Genomic DNA, 19,264 nt, shown 5'->3' with positions numbered 1-19,264 from the left:
GACTTCATGATTTGCGCCGCTCATACGTCTTATTAACTAAGAGCGCCATCGTTTTCCTGATCAAGGCTCTGATAAGGAGTTTTTGCATGTACAACCCGCAACTGCCCACGGATGGACATTCTATGGCACACGACGCCGCTTACGGCGCGGCCCCCGAGCAGCAAGGCAACCAACGCATCCGCCATCTGCTCAAGTGTTTTGGGTTGCGCACCAGCCTGATCCGGCTGAAAGTCATCGACGCCCTGCTCACCGCCGCCGACAACGGCCGCTCGCTGGGGGTACGGGGTGTGCACAGCCATTTGCTGGAACTGGGCATCCCGCTATCGTTTCTCAGTGTGCGCGAGGTACTCAAGCGCCTGTGCAGCGAGGGGGTGATCATCCTCAACAGCGATAAAAGCTACAGCCTCCATGAAGAGGCTGCCAAGGTCCTGACCGACGTCACTGGTTAGGCTTGACCTTGCGGCGCATGATGCCGTTGATCACCACCACAATCACCGCCACGGCAATGGCGATGTACTGGAACGTCTTCTCACTGATGGTGCCGATGTTCTGCAAGTAGGACAGGCCAAACATCGTGCCGAGGACGACCAGGGAAATCAGAATCGAGTAAATCAAGCGTTGCTTCTGGGTCATGATGGGTTCCTGAAACCTGAAGATTGTATCTGGGGCGTATCAGGGGCGCATGTTACAGGCGATCAAACACTTTGGCACCCACACACAACCCATTGTAGGCGCGAGCTCGCTCGCGCCTACAGGGCCAGGTTATTGGTCCTTGAACTGCGGCGCACGCTTGGCCACGAACGCCGCCATGCCTTCCTTCTGATCCTGGGTCGCGAAGGCCGCGTGGAACACCCGGCGTTCAAAGCGCACACCTTCCGACAGGCTGACCTCAAAGGCGCGGTTCACGCTTTCCTTGACCATCATGCTGATCGGCACCGATTTGCTGGCAATCAGCGCCGCCACCTTGAGCGCTTCGTCCAGCAGTTCGTCGGCCGGCACGATCCGCGCCACGATGCCACAACGCTCGGCCTCCACCGCATCGATAAAACGCCCGGTCAGGCACATTTCCATGGCCTTGGCCTTGCCCACCGCACGGGTCAGGCGCTGGGTGCCGCCCATGCCCGGCAGTACGCCCAGGTTGACTTCCGGCTGGCCGAACTTGGCCGTGTCACCGGCCAGGATAAAATCGCACATCAACGCCAGTTCACAGCCGCCGCCCAGGGCAAAGCCGTTGACCGCCGCGATGATCGGCTTGCGCCGGTTGGCCACACGGTCGCTGTCGCTGAACAGGTCGTCGAGGTAGATCTGCGGGTAGGTCAGCTCGGCCATTTCCTTGATATCGGCGCCGGCGGCAAAGGCTTTCTTCGAGCCGGTCAACACGATGCAGCCGATCTCGGGGTTGGCTTCCAGGCTGTCCAGGGCCTGGTTCACTTCGCTGACCAATTGCGCGTTCAAGGCATTCAGCGCCTGCGGGCGATTGAGGGTAATCAGCCCGACACGGCCTTGAACGTCGAGCAAAATGGTTTCGTAACTCATCGATCCGTTCCTCTTCAAAGATTGCGCGAAATGACCATGCGCTGAATATCACTGGTGCCTTCATAGATCTGGCAGACCCGCACATCACGGTAGATCCGCTCCAGCGGGAAGTCGCTCAGGTAACCGTATCCGCCCAGGGTTTGCAAGGCGGCAGAACAGACTTTCTCGGCCATTTCCGAGGCGAACAGCTTGGCCATGGACGCTTCCACCAGCGCCGGCTGGCCGCTGTCGCGCAGGGCCGCTGCGTAATGCACCATCTGCCGGGCCACGGCGATCTGGGTGGCCATGTCTGCCAGGCGAAAGGCCACGGCCTGGTGCTCGATCAGCGGTTTGCCGAAGCTTTCCCGCTCGCGGGCGTAATCACGGGCCGCTTCAAACGCGGCGCGGGCCATGCCCACCGATTGCGCGGCAATGCCCACGCGCCCGCCCTCAAGGTTAGCCAGGGCGATTTTGTAGCCTTCACCCTCCTCGCCCAGGCGGTTGGCGACGGGCACCTTCACATCCTCGAAGAGAATCTGGCAGGTGTCGGACGCATGCTGGCCCAGCTTGTCCTCGACCCGCGCCACCTTGTAGCCCGGCGAGTCAGTGGGCACGATAAACGCACTGATCCCACGCTTGCCGGCCGCCGGATCAGTCACCGCAAACACAATCACCACCCCGGCGTTCTGCCCGGAGGTGATGAACTGCTTGCAGCCATTGAGCACGTAGTGCTCGCCCTCAAGGCGCGCGCGGGTCTTCAGGCTGCTGGCATCCGACCCGGCCTGGGGCTCGGTCAGGGCGAACGCGCCGAGCATCGCACCACTGGCCAGGGGCTTGAGGAACTGCTCCTTTTGCAAGTCATTGCCGAACTTGAGGATGGGCACGCAGCCCACCGAGTTGTGCACGCTCATGATGGTCGAGCACGCGCCGTCACCGGCCGCGACCTCTTCCAGGGCCATGGCATAGGCCAGGTAGCCGGTGTCGCAGCCACCCCACTGTTCCGGCACGAGCATGCCGAAAAAGCCCAGCTCGGCCATCTCGGCGATAGCCTCCCTGGGGAAGCGATGCTCGCGGTCCCACCCGGCGGCGAACGGCTTGAGCCGTTCCTGGGCAAACTGGCGGGCCGCGTCGCTGATTTGCAGTTGTTCGTCATTGGGCAACATAAAAACTCCTTAATCCAGGCACTCGACGGCCATGGCCGTGGCTTCGCCGCCGCCGATGCAGATGGCCGCGACACCGCGCTTGAGGCCCCGCTGGCGCAGGGCCGAGAGCAGGGTCACGAGGATCCGCGCACCGGATGCGCCAATCGGGTGCCCCAGGGCACAGGCGCCGCCATGGACGTTGACCTTGTCGTGGGGAATGTCCAGCTTGCTCATGGTCACCAGGCTGACCACGGCAAAGGCTTCGTTGATCTCGAACAGGTCGACATCGCCCAGGCTCCAGCCGGTCTTGCTCAACAGCTTACGGATCGCCCCCACCGGCGCCACCGGGAACAGCCCCGGCTCATCGGCAAAGGCCGCGTGGCCATGGATCACCGCCAGGGGCTTGAGCCCGCGCTGTTGCGCTTGGCTCTGGCGCATCATGAGCAAGGCCGCCGCACCGTCGGAGATCGAGCTGGAGTTGGCCGCCGTCACCGTGCCGCCTTCGCGAAACGCTGGCTTGAGGGTCGCGATCTTATCCAGCTTGGCCTTGGGCGGCTGCTCATCGTCAGTGATGGTCTTTTGTTCCTTGCCCACGGTGACCTGCACCGGGACGATCTCGGCGCTGAAGCGCCCGGCACTGATCGCCTGCTGGGCGCGGGTCAACGAGGCAATGGCAAAGGCATCCTGGGCCTCACGACTAAAGCCGTTGGCCTCGGCGCAATCCTCGGCAAAGGTGCCCATCAGGCGGCCCTTGTCGTAGGCGTCTTCCAGGCCATCGAGGAACATATGGTCAAGCACCCGGCCATGGCCCATGCGGTAGCCGCTGCGCGCCCGGTCGAGCAGGTAAGGCGCGTTGGACATGCTCTCCATGCCGCCGGCGATCACCACCTGCACGCTGCCGGCCAGCAGCGAGTCATGGGCCAGAATCGCCGCTTGCATGCCCGAACCACACATTTTGTTGAGGGTGGTGCAGCGCGTCGACTTGTCCAGGCCGGCGCCCAGGGCGGCCTGGCGTGCCGGGGCCTGGCCGAGGCCGGCGGGCAGTACGCAGCCGAACAACACTTCATCCACGGCGTCGTGGGCGATACCGGCGCGCTCGACAGCCGCGCGAATCGCGGCGGCGCCCAGTTGCGGCGCGGTCAGGCCCTTGAGTTCGCCCTGGAACCCGCCCATGGGCGTGCGTACGGCACTGACGATAACAATCGGATCGTGGAGCTGGGTCATGACAAATCCTCCTTACTTGGCTGCCATGCGCAAGGCACCGTCAAGACGGATCACCTCGCCATTGAGCATGCTGTTTTCAATGATATGCCGGGCCAGCGCGGCGTACTCGGCCGGCTTGCCCAGGCGTGGCGGGAACGGCACGCCGGCCGCCAGGGAGTCGCGGACCTGCGGGGTCATGCCAGCCATCATTGGCGTTTCAAAGATGCCCGGGGCGATGGTCATCACGCGGATGCCGAAGCGCGCCAGCTCACGGGCGGCCGGCAGGGTCAGGCTGGCAATCGCGCCCTTGGACGCCGCGTAGGCGGCCTGGCCGACCTGGCCGTCGAAGGCCGCCACCGAAGCGGTGTTGATGATCACGCCACGCTCGCCATCGGCATCCGCCGTGCTTTCGGCAATCGCCGCTGCGGCCAGGCGCAGCAGGTTGAAGCTGCCGACCAGGTTGACGTTGATCACCTGGGCGAAGCTGGCCAGGGCATGGGGCCCATCCTTGCCGAGGATTTTCTCGCCACGCACCACGCCCGCGCAGTTGACCAGGCCATGCAGGCCGCCAAACGCCGCCACAGTGGCCTGTACCGCGGCTTCGGCGGCCGCTTCCTGGCTGATATCCGCCACCACGCTGCGCGCCTGTGCCCCCAGTTTTGCCGCCTGGGCCGCCACGGCGTCGGCATTCAGGTCCACCAGCATCACCTTGGCGCCTGCGGCCACCAACATTTCGGCAGTCGCCGCGCCGAGGCCCGAAGCGCCGCCGCTGACCATAAACACCTTGTTTTCAATCTGCATCGTTGTTTCCTTAAAAGAGGGATCAAGCCGTGGTCGCTGCCTGGACCTTGGCGATTTCCTGGTTACGCAAAATAAAGCGTTGCAGCTTGCCGCTCGGGGTCTTGGGCAAGTCGCTGACAAATTCGATTTCCCGTGGGTAGGCATGGGCCGCCAGGCGCTTGCGCACATGCTGGCGCAGCTCTTCGGCCAATGCGGCGTCGGCGCGGTACTGGCTGTTGATCACCACAAAGGCCTTGACCAGTTCGGTACGCTCCGCGTCCGGCTTGCCGACCACGGCGGCTTCGATCACTGCCGGGTGCTCGACCAGGGCACTTTCCACATCGAACGGCCCTACCCGGTAGCCAGAGGTGGTGATCACATCGTCGCTGCGCCCGACAAAGCTGATACTGCCATCGGGGTTCAACTCCACGGTGTCGCCGCTCAAGTAATACTTGCCGACAAAGGCCTTGGTCTTGACCCCTTCGTAGCCGGCGAACCAGCACATGGGTGACTGCTCGCGGTCGATGGCAAGGATGCCGGGCTGGCCGGCGGGCAGTTCCTGATGATTGTCGTCCAGCACCACAATGCGGTGCCCCGGCGAGGCAAAGCCGGCGGAGCCGACATGCACCGGGTGTTCCAAGCCATGGTGGTTGCACAGGACCATGCCCAGCTCGGTCTGACCATAGTGGTCGTGGATGGTCACGCCCAGGTTATCGGCGAACCAGCGGATCACTTCCGGGTTCAGCGGCTCGCCGGCGCTGCTGACAATACGCAGCCGGCCCTTGATCGAGCGCGCGAACTGCTCGCCACCGGCGATCAGCAGGCGGTAGGCCGTGGGCGAACCGGTCAGGTTGGTGATCCCGTATTTATTGATGACCCGGCAGGTGCTTTCCAGGGTGAACGGGCCATCGTAGAAGGTGATCGGATGGCCCATGGACAGCGGTCCGGTCACGCCGAAGTAGATACCGTAGGCCCACCCCGGATCGGCAACGTTCCAGAACGCGTCTTCGGGGCGCAGGTCCACGGCGTCGCGGGTGTAGCTCTGGAACGCGACCAGGGCCTTGAGCGGCACGGCCAGGGCTTTCGAGGGGCCGGTGGTGCCAGAGGTGAACATCAGCAGGAAGGGATCATCGGCGCCCAGCAGGACCGGCTCGCACACATTGGAATAGTTGGGCAACTCGGCCCAGAAGCTGAAATCGCCACGCACAATGCCTTCGCCCTTGGCGCCGGCCACGGTGACGATGGTCGGGCAGTCGGCGACTTCGGCCAGCTTGCTGCGGTTGACCGCGTCGGTCACCACCAGCGCCGCGCCGGAACTGTTCAGGCGGTGTTCAATGGCCTTGGGCCCGAACGCGGTGAACAGCGGTTGATAGACCGCGCCAATGCGCCAGGTGGCGAGCACCGTCACCAGCAATTCGGCGGTGCGTGGTAACAGGCCGGCCACCTTGTCACCACGCTTGACGCCCTGGGCCAGGAAAAAATTGGCCAAACGTGCCGCCTGGTCCTGCAATTGGCTGAAGGTGACGGTGGCGCTGCCGCCATCCTTGCCCTCCCAGAACAACGCGATGCGCCCCGGCAGCGCGTGCCGGTCGCAGCATTCGACGCAGGCGTTGAGGCCTTGCAGGTGCCCGGCCAGTGCGGCCTCGACGGTTTGCTGGTAGTTGAACTGGGTGGTCGCAGCCAAATAATCGCGCATCGTGGCAAATCCCTCGGTCTTTTGTTGTTTTGGGGGGCGTGCTTTTGCAGGGTGAAGCTGCGCAAATAGTGGCGCCAGAGCCGCGCACGGACAATGGTCAAAGCTTTCAATGTGGCTGACTGGTTTGGCCAATAACGCTCTGGAACAAACGGTTGTGTCATAGAGGCCGACAATCGCCCGGTCAACGCAAGCGATTGGACGCCCCACCCGCCAGCTTCTAATCTTTGGGCCTGCGCCACCGAAGAAGCCCCTCGATGATTGTTCGCCCCAAACCCAACCTGTTCGCCATCCTGTTCTCCCTCAAGGGCTCGATTGCCAAGCGCATTGCCCTGCGCAGCCTGCTGGTCACACTGCTGGCCTCGGTGATCGTGCTGGTGGAAACCCTGCACCCGGCCTATTTCTCCAAGGTCAACGCCACGCCGTTCACCCTGCTGGGGCTGTCGCTGTCGATTTTCATGAGTTTTCGCAACAACGCCTGCTACGACCGCTGGTGGGAAGGTCGCAAGCAATTGGGGCAGATGGTCATTGAAGTCCGCTCGCTGATCCGTGAAAGCCAGGTTTTTACCCTGCCCGGCGAGCGCGAAGGGCTGTTGCGCGGCCTGTGCGGCTTTGCCCACGGCCTGGTGGCGCGCCTGCGCCTGGAAGACGAGGCCCGGGCCATCCAGCCGTGGATCAGCGTGGAACCCAGCCACCCGAACCTGCCTGACCGGATCCTGCAAACCCTCGGTGCCCACTGCTCGGACGCCGCGCAACAGGGCCGGATCAGCGACTGGCGCTACACCCAGCTGGAAACCCGCCTGGTGGGCCTGAGCCAGGTGCAGGCCGCGTGCGAGCGGATCAAGAGCACGCCGCTGCCCTTCCCCTATACCTTGCTGCTGCACCGCACCATCTATCTGTTCTGCATCCTGCTGCCGTTTGCCATGGCCGAGCCCCTGGGCTGGCTGACGCCGATTTTCACCGCCATTGTCAGCTACACCTTCTTTGGCCTGGATGAAATCGGCGACGACCTGGAAGACCCCTTTGGCTTCGATGAAAACGACCTGCCGTGCAATGCCATCGTGCGCAGCCTGGAACGGGAGATCCTCGCGGCACTCGGCGAAACCGCCCTGCCCGCGCCGTTGGCGCCGGTGGACTACGTACTGACGTGACACAGGTTTGACACTCGCCGGTGTCTGACCGAAGCTGATCACTTTGCACTAGCTGCCCAGCTTTCGGACGCCTGCATGTCAAAGTCACGCCGTTACGCGATCATCGGCCTGAGCGCCCTGTTATTGGTTGTACTGATTTTTTGGTATTTCTCCCGCACCCCCAGCGTGTCCGTGCCGCCGGCGATTGCCCACGGTTACTCCAAGGCCCTGAAACAGGCGCATAACGGCGAACCTGGCGCCGCGCGCGTGCTGTATCAGCAACTGGGCCGGCCGGACCTGTCCGATGTGCGCCGCGCCGCCCTGCATGGCGAGCTGCCCAACTATCCCAGCCCCCAGGCCTTGAAGCTGGCGGACAAGGACTTGAGCCACCCATCGCCGCGGGTGCGCCAGGCGGCCATTGCCAGCATTGTTGGCCTGGTGCCCAGCGGCCAGCGCACCCTGTTGCTGGGCCCCCTGCTCGACGATGACGAGCAAAGTGTACGGTTTGCCGCGGCCAACGCCCTGCTGGGCCTGTCGCCCGACACCCTGGGCCTGTACTTCGGCCCCTTGCAGTTGGTGCTGGATGAATATGCGAAGTACCTCAAGGCCCAGCCCGAAAGCCCCGAAGGCTGGATCCAGCTGGCCCGCCTGTACATCCACAGCGCCCTGCTGCCCGAGGCGCAACATGCCCTGGAACAGGCCTTGCGCCTGGACCCGCAGAACCTCCCGGCCGTGGTAGCGCGCATCGAGCTGCTGGACAAACAGGGCAAGGTCGATGACTCGCGCCAGGTGCTGGCCACCCAGTTGCAGGCCCACCCCGAGTCGGCCTACCTGCAACATGCCCTGGGCATGTGGCTGCTGCACCATGGTGAGCGCGAATATGCCCTGCTGGGCCTGTCCAAGGCCGTGGAGCTGGAACCCGACAACCAGGATTACCGCTACGACCTGGCCACCACCCTGCATGACCAGGAAGAACTGGAAGCCGCCCAGCGCCAGTTGGAAGAAATCGTCCAGCGCCATCCCGCCAACCGCAAGGCGCGGGTCCTGCTGATCAACTATTGGAAGGAAAGCGGCCAGTTGCAGAACGTCCAGGTGTTGTTGGCCCAGCTGGAACAGCAAAACCCGGACGATCCCGCCCTGCAGCAGGGCCTGTGAGCCGCGCCAGCCCTTGCACACTGTGCGCTGGATTACACAATTGCCATAAAACGTTGAACCGCCCCACAGCCCAACGGTCAAGTGAATAGGGCGCGCCTTTACCCGGCGCGCCCCTCAACTTATACGTGACCCGAGGGCACTTCTTGTCTACATCCAAAGAGCTGTTCACAGCAAAGGCGGCCACCGGTATCGAAGGTCTTGACGACATTCTTTGCGGGGGCCTCTCGCGTCGCCATCTGTTCCTGCTCGAAGGCGAGCCCGGCACCGGCAAGACCACCGTGGCCCTGCACTTTCTCCAGGCCGGGTCCAAGGCCGGGGAACGATCGCTGTATATCACCCTGTCGGAAACCGAGCGCGAACTGCGCCAGGGCGCCAAGTCCCACGGTTGGGACCTGGATGAGCATATCCACATCTTTGAACTGACCCCGCCGGAAAGCCTGCTCAATGCCGAGCACCAGCAAAGCCTGCTGTACTCCTCCGACCTGGAACTGGGCGAAGCGACCCGGCAGATCTTCGAGGTGGTGGAACGGGTCAAGCCGACCCGCGTGGTGATCGACAGCCTCTCGGAAATCCGCCTGCTGGCGCAAAGCTCGTTGCGCTATCGAAGGCAGATCCTGGCGATCAAACACTACTTCGTGCGCTACGACGCCACTGTGCTGCTGCTGGACGACCTGACCACCGAATCCCTGGATAAAACCGTGCATAGCGTGGCCCACGGAGTGATCCGCCTGGAAGAACTGACCCCCAACTACGGCGCGGAACGGCGCCGGGTCCGGGTGGTGAAGTACCGTGGCCAGAAGTATCGCGGTGGCTTCCACGACTTCACCATCATGGAGGACGGCGTGCATGTGTTCCCGCGCCTGGTGGCGGCCGAGCATCGCGGCGGCTACAAACGCCAGACCCTGACCAGCGGCATTCGCGAGATGGATGCGCTGCTCGGTGGCGGTATCGAGACCGGTTCCAGCACCCTGATCCTCGGCCCGGCAGGCACCGGCAAGTCGTTGATCTCGATGATCTTCGCCGCCGCGGCAGTGGCCCGTGGCGAAAAAGCCGCGCTGTTTATCTTCGATGAAGAGCTGGGCCTGCTGTTCGACCGCATGAAAAACATGGGCATCGACCTGGCCGCCCTGCAAGCCACCGGCAACCTGTTGATCGAGCAGGTAGACGCCGCCGAGCTGTCGCCCGGCGAGTTTTCCCACCGGGTACGGCGCTGCGTCGATGAACGCCAGATCAAGACCGTGGTCATCGACAGCATCAACGGTTACCAGGCGGCCATGCCTGAAGAAAACGCCCTGGTGCTGCATATGCACGAGCTGTTGCTATACCTCAACCGCCGGGGCGCAGCGACCTTCATGACCGTGGCCCAGCACGGCCTGGTGGGCGACATGCAAGCGCCGGTGGATATCACCTACCTGGCCGACACCGTGATCCTGCTGCGCTACTTCGAGGCCCTGGGCAAGGTGCGGCGGGCCATTTCCATCATCAAGAAACGTACCGGCAGCCATGAATCGACCATTCGCGAATACCGCATCGCCAGCCGCGGCATGACCATCGGCGAACCCCTCGAAGCCTTCCAGGGCGTGCTGCGCGGGGTGCCCACCTACATGGGCGCCGACAACCCGCTGCTCAAGGATGAGAGCCTGTGATGAGTAGCCTGCCGGCCGTCTCCGAGCGCGCGATCATTCTCGCGCCCCTGGGGCGGGACAGCTCATTGGCCTTGATGATGCTCAACGAGGCAGGTTTCAGCGGGATTGCCACCCCCAACCTGTCAATGCTCTGCAACGAACTGGAACAGGGCGCGGGCCTTTTGATCATCGCCGCCGAAGCGTTGCACGGGGTCGGGTTGGAGCCGCTGCTGGACTATCTGCACCAGCAGCCGGCCTGGTCGGACCTGCCCATCGTGCTGCTGACCCACCATGGCGGCCATGAACAGAACGCGTCTTCACACCTGAGCGCCCGGCTGGGCAACATCACCTTGCTGGAGCGGCCGTTCCACCCGGTGACCCTGATCAGCCTGGTGACCACCGCCCTGCGCGGGCGCCGCCGCCAGTACGAAGCCCGCGACCGCCTGATTGACCTGAGCCAAAGCGAACTGCGCCTGCAACGCACCCTGGAAACCCTTGAGCAGCAAGTCGAAGAACGCACCGCGCAATTGCGCAGCAACGAAGAAGCCTTGCGCCAGTCGCAAAAAATGGAAGCCGTCGGCCAATTGACCGGCGGCATCGCCCATGACTTCAACAACATGCTCACAGGCATTATCGGCAGCCTGGAACTGCTGCGCCGACGCCTGGCGCGAGGCCGCCTGGATGACCTCGACAGCCTGATCGACCTTGGCGTGACCTCGGCCAACCGCGCTGCCGGCCTGACCCACCGCCTGCTGGCGTTTTCCCGCCGCCAATCGCTGGACTCCAAACCGGTGGAGATCAACCAGTTGGTAGCGTCCATGGGCGAACTGCTGCAACGCAGCCTCAACGAAAGCAGCGTGCTGGAGATGCAACTGAGCGCGCCGCTGTGGACCGCCGAAGCCGACCCCAATCAGCTGGAAAGCGCCCTGCTCAACCTGGCCCTGAATGCCCGGGATGCCATGCCCGACGGCGGGCGGCTGGTGATCGAAACCCGCAACCGCCACCTGGACAACGTGTTTACCGCGGCCTACGGCACCCTGACCCCGGGCGACTACGTGGAGCTGAGCGTCAGCGACACCGGCTGCGGCATGCCGGACACCGTGATCAGCCGGGCCTTCGACCCGTTTTTCACCACCAAGCCCATCGGCCAGGGCACCGGCCTGGGCTTGTCGATGATCTACGGCTTCGCCCGCCAGTCCCATGGCCATGTGACCATCCACAGCGAGGTCGGCAAAGGCACCACGGTGAGCCTGTTCCTGCCAAGGTTTGTCGGTGAAGTCACCGCCGATGCGCCCCTGGACCCGGCGCTGCTGCCCTTTGCCAATGCCGGAGAGACCGTGCTGATCGTCGAGGACGACCCGGCGGTGCGGGTGCTGGTGAGCCAGGTGCTGAGTGAATTGGGCTATGCCTTTGTCGAAGCGTCGGATGCCGGCAGCGCCTTGCCGATCATCGAGTCCTGCCAGCGCATTGATCTACTGATCAGTGATGTGGGGTTGCCGGGGATGAACGGGCGGCAATTGGCGGAAATCGGCCGGCAGATACGCCCGGACTTGAAAGTGCTGTTTATTACCGGGTATGCCGAACATGCGGCCGTGCGCGGCGGGTTCCTGGATCCGGGAATGCAGTTGATCACCAAGCCGTTTACCTTCGACCTGTTGACGGCGAAGGTGCGGGAGATGATTGGGGCCTGACGCCTATAAAACGTGCGGGGCACTTCCCGAAAAATGCTCCCGCGTCGCGGCACCGTCAGCGCATCCTGGCGCGAACTTGAAACCTCAGGCCAATAGCCGCTGGATATGCTCCTGCAGCGTATCCAGATCAAACGGCTTGGCCAGGATCGGTGCATTGCGCGTGATCGGGCTGTTGCAGTCGAGGATCTCCTGGGGATAACCGCTGATAAAGATCACCTTCAACTCTGGCCGCAATTTGATCGCCGGCTCGGCGATCTGCACCCCGGAAATCCCGCCAGGCAGGCGATAGTCAGTCACCATCAGGTCCAGGTGCGGCTTGGAGGCAAGGATTTCAAAGGCCTGCTCGCCGTCGATGGCCTTGAGAACCCGATACCCAAGGCCCGACAGGTATTCGCCCAGCACGAACATGATCGACTCGTCATCCTCGACGATCAGTACAACATCTTGTGCATCTTCACTCATGGGAAGCCTTTGTCCGGTCAATTGCTGCTGATACGACCATGGGGTCACGCAGAGGTTGCGTCAGTGTGACGATTGGTTTTACGCCCCGGCCCCCAAGGGCAGGCACACGCGGAACAATGCGCCCTCGCCTATCCGGCTCTGGACTTCAATTGTGCCGCCATGGGCCGCAACAATCTGCTCGGAAATAAACAGCCCCAGGCCCAGCCCTGCCACGGCATGGTTGGCGGACACGCGCTCGAACTGCTGGAAAATCCGCTTCTGGTTGTCTTCGCTGATACCGATCCCGCGATCCTGCACTTCCACCCTGGCCTCGCCATGTTCGGCGTATACCCGCACCGCCACCGGGCTCTTGGCGCCATAGCGCAGGGCGTTGGTCAGCAGGTTGGACACCACCTGTTCAATGCGGAACTCGTCCCACTTGCCCTCCACCGGCTGTGGCGCATCCAGTTGCACCGACGACTCGGCCGCCGCCACTTGCGGGGCAAAGTTCTCCAGCAGGTTGCGCACCAACTGCGCCAGGTCGAACTGCCCTGGGCGGATCGACAGCTTGCCGGTGCGGATCCGCGACACATCCAGCATGTCTTCGATCAGGCGGATCAGGCTCTGGATCTGCCGCTCGTCGCGGTCGACCATGGCGTGCATCTTGTCCAGGGTGAACGCTGCCGCGTTGTCCCGGGCCAGGTGCATCTTGCGCAGTTGGGTCTCCAGGATCAGGCCGTTGAGGGGGGTGCGCACTTCGTGGGCAACGATCGACATAAAGTCATCGCGCATGCGCACCGCCTGCTCCAGTTCCGCCTGGGTCGCCTGCAGGCGGTTGAGCAACAGTTCCTGCTCGCGGCGGCTGTGTTCCAGGGCTTCGACCTGTAGCTTCATGGCCTTGCTCTGGCGATACAGGTCGACGAACACATTGACCTTGCTCTTGACCGCATGGATATCCAACGGCTTGTGCAGGAAGTCCACGGCGCCGCTCTCGTAGCCCTTGAAGGCGTAGTTGAGCTCACGGCCGGCCGCGCTGACAAACACAATGGGAATATTCTTGGTTTTTTCGGTGCCGCGCATCAGCTCGGCCAGTTCAAAGCCATTCATGCCCGGCATCTGCACGTCGAGAATCGCCATGGCGAATTCGTGCTCCAGCAGCAGCGACAAGGCTTCGTCGGCGCTCAATGCCTTATATACATGGCGGTCCTCGCGCTTGATCAGCGCTTCAAGGGCCAGCAGGTTTTCCGGCAGATCGTCGACGATCAGCAGTTTGGCCTGGATAGTACTCAACATGGGGAAGGTTCCAGGGAAGCCAGCAAATCGCCAATGTGGCTCAAAGTGAGAATATGGTCAGGTGTATGCAGCGCCAGGGCCGCCTTGGGCATCACGGCCACCTGGGCCTGTGCCGGGTCCTGGACCACGGTGGTGCCGCCGCGCAGCTTGACCTGGGCCAGGCCGCGCGCGCCGTCCTGGTTGGCGCCGGTCAGCAGGATCGCCAGCAGGTTCGGGCCATAGGTGTCGGCGGCCGACTCGAACAGATAATCAATGGCCGGACGGGAGTGATGCACACGCTCCTCCTGGCTCAGGGACAGGCTGCGGTCATGCTCCACCGACAGGTGGTAACCAGGGCCGGCAAAATACAGGGTGCCGGGCTGGATCATTTCCTTGTCCCGCGCTTCCACCACGGTCATGGCCACACGTCGGCCAAACACTTCGGCCAACTGGCTGCGGCGCTCATCCGGCAGGTGCAACACGACGATGATCGGCAAACGGAAGCCCGGCGCCAGGCCCCCGAAAATACTCAGCAACGCCTCGACCCCACCGGCGGATGCGCCAACGACAATGGCTTGGACACCCGACACACACGCCGGGCTGGCAGCGGCTTGATTCATGATTTGCGGTAGATCCGTTCTTGCTTGACCAAGGGTTCAAACTGCTTGCTGTAAGCGGAAAAATCCAGGGTTTCCTTACTGCCCAGCACCAGGAAGCCGCGATGGCACAGCGACTCGTGGAACAGCCCAAATGCGCGATCCTGCAATTTTTTATTGAAGTAAATCAGTACATTACGGCATGAAATTAATTGAGTTTCTGAGAATACACTATCGGTCGCCAGGCTGTGATCGGCGAACGTGACGTTCTCGCGCAGGGTCTTGTCGAAGATCGCGTAATCGTAGGCCGCGGTGTAGTAGTCGGCAAACGAACGCTGCCCCCCGGCCTGCTGGTAATTGCGGGTGTACGCACGCACGTTCTCCAGGGAAAAGATCCCCTGCTTGGCCTTCTCCAGGGAGTTGGGGTTGATATCGGTGGCGTAGATGATCGTGCGCTCCAGCAAGCCCTCCTCCCGTAGCAGGATGGCCATGGAGTACACCTCTTCCCCGGTGCTGCAACCGGCGATCCAGATCTTGATCGACGGGTAGGTCTTGAGCAGCGGCACCACTTCCTGGCGAATCGCCAAAAAGTGCGACGGGTCGCGAAACATCTCGCTGACCGGAATGGTCAAGTACTGCAACAACTGCATAAACGCCGTGGGATCGTGCAGCACCCGCTCCTGCAAGGCCGAAATGGTCTTGCAGTCGAACTGGCGCAAGGCATGGGCCACACGGCGCTTGATCGAAGCCCCGGAATAGTCGCGAAAGTCATAGCTGTACTTGAGGTAAATCGCCTCGATCAACAAGCGCAGTTCAATATCAGTACTTCGATCCACTTAGTGTATTTCCACTTAAATGCGTTCCATCTTGGGCAACCACACCCGGATCAGCGAGAACAGCCGGTCCAGGTCAATGGGCTTGGCCAGGTAATCGTTGGAGCCCGCCGCCAGGCAGCGCTCCTGATCGTCCTTCATGGCCTTGGCCGTAACCGCAATGATCGGCAACTTGCGCCAGCGCGGGTCCTGGCGGATCAACGCGGTCGCCTCGTAGCCGTCCATTTCCGGCATCATCACGTCCATCAGCACCAGGTCGATGTCCTCGACTTCATTGAGCTTCTCGATCGCCTCACGGCCGTTACGGCCGATCACCACAATCGCCCCCTTGTGTTCCAGGGCACTGGTGAGGGCAAAGATGTTGCGCACATCGTCGTCCACCAGCAGCACCTTGCGCCCCTCGAAGACCTTGTCGCGGCTGCGGGCCGTCTTGAGCATCTTCTGGCGTTCCTGGGACAGCTGGGATTCGACTTTGTGCAGAAAGAGTGTCACTTCATCCAGCAACCGTTCAGGTGAACGGGCGCCCTTGATGATGATCGAGCGCGAATACTTGCGCAGTTCCGCCTCTTCATCCCGGGTCAGGTTGCGCCCGGTGTAGACGATCACCGGCGGGAACGAGCAGATATCCTCGGTGGCCATGCGCTTGAGCAGCTCATTGCCGAGCATGTCCGGCAGCTTGAGGTCGATGATCATGCAGTCGTACACCGTGCTGCGCAGCAGGTCCAAGGCTTCCTGGGCGAAACCGACGGCGGTGATCTCGATATCATCGTCGCCGATCAGGCGGGCAATGCTGTCGCGCTGCAAGTCGTCGTCTTCCACCAGCAGGATGCGCTTGACCTTCTGCGTCAGCTTGGCCTCCAGGCGGGCAAACACGTCCTTGAGCTCTTCGCGGGTGGTGGGCTTGACCGCATAGCCGATGGCGCCCATGTGCATGGCGGCTTCCACGCGATCCTCGACAGAAATCACATGCACCGGGATATGCCGGGTCTCGGCGTGCTCCTTGAGGCGCTGCAATACGGTGAGCCCGGAGTGGTCCGGCAGGCGCATGTCCAGCAGGATCGCGTCGGGCAGGTACTGTTCGGCCAGGGTGTAGCCCTCGTCCGCGCCATGGGCCACCAGGCAGTGGTAACCCAGTTCATGGGCCAGGTCGAAGAGGATGCGCGCAAAGTTCGGCTCGTCTTCCACCACCAGGATGCAACGGGTGGCGAACGGTGCCTGCTCGCGGTCGTCGGCAAAGCGCGGGATCAATGCGGCATCCGCCACCGGCAACGGCGAGACCTTCACCGGCGCCACGGGGGCCGGGGCCGCCACCACGGCCCGTGGATGCTCGACCGCCGGCGCGTCTTCATCACGCTCCACGTACTGCTCCGGCAGCACCAGGGTAAAGAGACTGCCCTGGCCCGGCTCGCTGGTGACGCTGATGTAGCCGCCCAACAACGTGGCCAAGTCGCGGGAAATCGACAGGCCCAGGCCCGTACCGCCATAGCGGCGGTTGGTGGTGCCGTCGGCCTGGCGGAAGGCCTCGAAGATGCTTTCTTGCTGGTCGGGCGCGATACCGATCCCGGAATCGCGCACGGTAAAGGCAATGCCCTCCCCCGGCTGGCGGGAAATGGTCAGGCTGACCTGGCCCTTCTCGGTGAACTTGACGGCGTTGGACAGCAGGTTCTTGAGGATCTGCTCCAGGCGCTGGCGGTCGGTGAACAGCATCAGCGGCGCGCCGGCCTGCACCTCCACCTGGAAGCCCAGCTTGCGGTCGCTGGCCAACGGCTCGAACATGGCGCGCAAGCCCTCGGCCAGGCGCGCCACGCTGGTGTTCTCGGGGCGCATATCGAGCTTGCCGGCCTCGACCTTGGCGATATCCAGGATGTCATTGATCAGGTTAAGCAGATCGTTGCCCGCCGAATAGATCGACTCGGCAAACTTGACCTGTTCGGCGCTGAGGTTTTCCTCGGCGTTCTCCGCCAGCAACTTGGCCAGGATCAGCGAACTGTTGAGCGGCGTGCGCAGCTCGTGGGACATGTTGGCGAGGAACTCGGACTTGTACTTGCTGGAGCGCTGCAACTCGTCGGCGCGGTCCTCCAGTTCGACCTGCACGCGGTTGAGTTCGACGTTCTTGCGGTCCATGGCGTCGCGCTGGTCGGCGAGGATCTGGGCCTGCTCGGCCAATTGCTCGTTGGTCTGCTCCAGCTCCGCCTGCTGGGTCTCCAGGTGCACCTGGGACTCCTTGAGGATGCGCGACTGTTCTTCCAGCTCCTCGTTGGCGGTCTTGAGCTCTTCCTGTTGCACTTGTAGCTCTTCATTAAGCTGCTGGGTCTCGGCCAGGACTTCCTGCAAGCGCTGGCGATAACGCGCCGCTTCGATGGACGTGCCGATATTGCCGGCGATCAGTTCCAGCAGTTCCACATCGCGCTCATCCAGGGCGCGCAAGAAGCCCAGCTCGATCACCCCGTTGACCTGGTCGTCGTCACGGGTGGGCACGATCAGTACGCTGCGGGGCGCGCCAGTGCCCAGGCCGGAACTGACCTTGAAGTAGTCCACGGGTACATCATCCAGGCGAATCAAGCGCTGCTGCTGGGCGGCCTGGCCGACAATCCCCTCGTCGCGGTAGATCGCCTGCTCCTGCGCCTCCTGCTCCCGGGAGAAGCCGTACGCGGCCACACGCTTGAGGCCACCGTGCTCTTCGCGCACATACAGCGCAGCCACCACCGACCCCATGTACTGGGCACAGAACTGCAGGATATTGCGCCCCAACAGGTTCAGGGTCAGTTGCCCAAGCACCTGTTCGGCCAGTTCGGTCTGGCCATTGCGCAGCCAGGCCTGCTGTTCCAGGCGCTTGGCAATCTTCATTTGCGAAGCCAGGCTGGCGCTGTAACTGTCGGAAAGGACCAATAGGTTCTTTCTGCCGGCATAGGCCAGGAAGCCACTGAGGCCCAGCACAAACAGCAGGTAAAGCGTCACGCTCAAGACCGTGGTGCGGGTCACGTCTTCATTGCGCTCGAGGCGAAACTGTTGCTCCATCGCAATCGCATGGTCGAATTCCTTGCGGATCTCGTCGGTCAGGCGCTTGCCACGCCCGGCCTTCACCGCGCCACGGTAGTCGCCGTTGCTACGCTGCAGATCAATCATCGACTGGGCGTACGTGTTCCACTCCAGCTGCAACGACTCCAGGCGCTTGAGCCGATCCACTTGCTGGGGGTTGTCCGCCACCAACTCACGCAGGCTGCGCAAATCGGAAATGATCCGCGGCTTGGCCACTTCGTAAGGGTCGAGGAAATGCTCGTCCCCCGTGATCAGGAAACCACGCATGCCGGTTTCCAGGTCAACCGTCAGCTTCGAGGTTTCATTGAGGTTATTGATCACCCGGTCCGTGTGCTCCACCCACTGGATCACCGACAGCAGGTAGGTGATCAGGCACACGAAAAACACCGCGCTGAGCACACCCACCCCCAGTGGCAAGCCCACGTTGCGGCTCAGGAGTTTGCGGAAACTGTTTTCATCGACTGACGCAACGGGAGTCATGGGCGAGCCTTGGCCAAGTGCGGAAAAACCGGAAGTTTGCCCCAGAATCGTCGCCGAAGGCTATGTTTCTGACGTATTTCAACGACACACTCAGGACATTGCCCCTGATTCTCGGCACAATGCCCGCCCCCGTTTGGGGAACTTGCCGAGATCGACGCGACTCACTAGAGGATGGTCTTTCAATTGTTCAAGACCTGTACCTCCACTATCTGGGAACCCTCACTATGTCCGCTGCCTCCACCATCCTTGTAGTCGAAGACGACGCTATCGTGCGCATGTTGATCGTCGATGTGCTCGAAGAACTGGAGTTCAAGGTGCTTGAGGCTGAACATGCCGAAGCGGCGCTGATCTTCTTGCAAGACAGCGCCTGTGGGATCGACCTGATGATGACCGACTGGGGCTTGCCGGGCATGAATGGCAAGGACCTGGCGGAAAAAACCCGCACATTGCGCCCGGCCTTGCCCATCCTGCTTGCCAGTGGCTATGCCGAAAACATCGAACTGCCTGCGGGTGTGCAGATGATTGCCAAGCCGTTCTCCATCGATCAACTGCGCGATAAGGTCAAGACCATGCTGGGGAGCTGATCGCTCCTGCGGCACCCATCCAAAAACCGTGATTCCCCCCACATAAAGTCATTAATTCATCCGAATGACTAGCGAGTCTGAATTT

At 62.5% G+C, this 19,264-nt stretch carries 17 protein-coding genes; 6 read left to right on the top strand and 11 right to left on the bottom strand.

The window, feature by feature from the left end; all coding sequences use genetic code 11:
* Positions 1 to 86: 86 nt before the first annotated feature.
* The gene (locus AC07W7_RS09060) at positions 87 to 449 is read left to right on the top strand and encodes a fe2+ zn2+ uptake regulation protein (RefSeq protein ID WP_076960852.1); all 363 of its coding nucleotides are present in this window, start codon (positions 87 to 89) and stop codon (positions 447 to 449) included.
* On the opposite strand, the gene AC07W7_RS09055 is transcribed toward AC07W7_RS09060, so the two are convergent.
* The 6 genes from AC07W7_RS09055 to AC07W7_RS09030 all read right to left on the bottom strand — a co-directional run bounded on the left by AC07W7_RS09055 (position 439) and on the right by AC07W7_RS09030 (position 6,336).
* Positions 439 to 633 (bottom strand): hypothetical protein, encoded by a 195-nt coding sequence (locus AC07W7_RS09055; RefSeq protein WP_169901594.1) that lies wholly within the window; start codon positions 631 to 633, stop codon positions 439 to 441. The genes AC07W7_RS09060 and AC07W7_RS09055 overlap by 11 nt on opposite strands.
* 129 nt (positions 634 to 762) lie before the next feature.
* Positions 763 to 1,536 carry an enoyl-CoA hydratase gene (locus AC07W7_RS09050; protein ID WP_076960850.1) on the bottom strand — a complete coding sequence of 258 codons (774 nt, stop codon included), beginning with the start codon at positions 1,534 to 1,536 and terminating at the stop codon, positions 763 to 765.
* Between the two features lie 14 nt (positions 1,537 to 1,550).
* A complete protein-coding gene (locus tag AC07W7_RS09045; protein ID WP_076960849.1) occupies positions 1,551 to 2,678 on the bottom strand; it encodes an acyl-CoA dehydrogenase in 1,128 nt (375 codons plus the stop codon).
* A 9-nt stretch (positions 2,679 to 2,687) separates the two neighbouring features.
* On the bottom strand, positions 2,688 to 3,881 hold the full coding sequence (locus AC07W7_RS09040; RefSeq protein ID WP_099168965.1) for an acetyl-CoA C-acyltransferase: 1,194 nt from the start codon (positions 3,879 to 3,881) through the stop codon (positions 2,688 to 2,690).
* 12 nt (positions 3,882 to 3,893) lie between these two features.
* A complete protein-coding gene (locus AC07W7_RS09035) occupies positions 3,894 to 4,661 on the bottom strand; it encodes an SDR family NAD(P)-dependent oxidoreductase (RefSeq protein ID WP_495039152.1) in 768 nt (255 codons plus the stop codon).
* A gap of 22 nt (positions 4,662 to 4,683) precedes the next feature.
* Complete coding sequence (locus AC07W7_RS09030; RefSeq protein ID WP_099168966.1) at positions 4,684 to 6,336, bottom strand: AMP-binding protein; 1,653 nt, start codon at positions 6,334 to 6,336, stop codon at positions 4,684 to 4,686.
* 254 nt (positions 6,337 to 6,590) lie between these two features.
* Here AC07W7_RS09030 and AC07W7_RS09025 point away from each other — a divergent pair, with 254 nt between their 5' ends.
* The 4 genes from AC07W7_RS09025 to AC07W7_RS09010 all read left to right on the top strand — a co-directional run bounded on the left by AC07W7_RS09025 (position 6,591) and on the right by AC07W7_RS09010 (position 11,934).
* On the top strand, positions 6,591 to 7,484 hold the full coding sequence (locus AC07W7_RS09025) for a bestrophin family protein (RefSeq protein WP_495039151.1): 894 nt from the start codon (positions 6,591 to 6,593) through the stop codon (positions 7,482 to 7,484).
* A 75-nt stretch (positions 7,485 to 7,559) separates the two neighbouring features.
* Positions 7,560 to 8,618 carry a tetratricopeptide repeat protein gene (locus tag AC07W7_RS09020; protein ID WP_495039150.1) on the top strand — a complete coding sequence of 353 codons (1,059 nt, stop codon included), beginning with the start codon at positions 7,560 to 7,562 and terminating at the stop codon, positions 8,616 to 8,618.
* A gap of 143 nt (positions 8,619 to 8,761) precedes the next feature.
* Positions 8,762 to 10,264, top strand: a complete 1,503-nt coding sequence (locus AC07W7_RS09015; protein ID WP_495039149.1) for an ATPase domain-containing protein — start codon at positions 8,762 to 8,764, stop codon at positions 10,262 to 10,264.
* Positions 10,264 to 11,934, top strand: coding sequence for an ATP-binding protein (locus tag AC07W7_RS09010; RefSeq protein ID WP_495039148.1), 1,671 nt, complete (start codon positions 10,264 to 10,266; stop codon positions 11,932 to 11,934). The genes AC07W7_RS09015 and AC07W7_RS09010 overlap by 1 nt, the downstream gene beginning before the upstream one ends.
* 84 nt (positions 11,935 to 12,018) lie before the next feature.
* On the opposite strand, the gene AC07W7_RS09005 is transcribed toward AC07W7_RS09010, so the two are convergent.
* The 5 genes from AC07W7_RS09005 to AC07W7_RS08985 form a co-directional block, all read right to left on the bottom strand.
* Positions 12,019 to 12,396: a response regulator gene (locus tag AC07W7_RS09005; RefSeq protein ID WP_076960841.1), complete on the bottom strand. Its 378-nt coding sequence runs from the start codon at positions 12,394 to 12,396 to the stop codon at positions 12,019 to 12,021.
* 78 nt (positions 12,397 to 12,474) lie between these two features.
* Complete coding sequence (locus AC07W7_RS09000) at positions 12,475 to 13,668, bottom strand: hybrid sensor histidine kinase/response regulator (protein ID WP_099168969.1); 1,194 nt, start codon at positions 13,666 to 13,668, stop codon at positions 12,475 to 12,477.
* A complete protein-coding gene (locus tag AC07W7_RS08995) occupies positions 13,662 to 14,267 on the bottom strand; it encodes a chemotaxis protein CheB (protein ID WP_076960839.1) in 606 nt (201 codons plus the stop codon). Before AC07W7_RS08995 ends, AC07W7_RS09000 begins: the two co-directional genes overlap by 7 nt.
* Positions 14,264 to 15,079: a CheR family methyltransferase gene (locus AC07W7_RS08990; protein ID WP_495039147.1), complete on the bottom strand. Its 816-nt coding sequence runs from the start codon at positions 15,077 to 15,079 to the stop codon at positions 14,264 to 14,266. The genes AC07W7_RS08995 and AC07W7_RS08990 overlap by 4 nt, the downstream gene beginning before the upstream one ends.
* 15 nt (positions 15,080 to 15,094) lie before the next feature.
* Entirely contained in the window at positions 15,095 to 18,595 is a 3,501-nt protein-coding gene (locus tag AC07W7_RS08985) for a response regulator (protein WP_495039146.1), read from the bottom strand.
* Between the two features lie 224 nt (positions 18,596 to 18,819).
* Here AC07W7_RS08985 and AC07W7_RS08980 point away from each other — a divergent pair, with 224 nt between their 5' ends.
* Positions 18,820 to 19,179: a response regulator gene (locus tag AC07W7_RS08980; protein ID WP_099168973.1), complete on the top strand. Its 360-nt coding sequence runs from the start codon at positions 18,820 to 18,822 to the stop codon at positions 19,177 to 19,179.
* Positions 19,180 to 19,264 lie beyond the last annotated feature (85 nt).

This window comes from Pseudomonas sp. GW821-FHT01D09 (assembly GCF_059422465.1).
The sequence above is the reverse complement of the archived record's forward strand: the minus strand, read 5'-3'. Positions and strand labels throughout refer to the sequence as shown.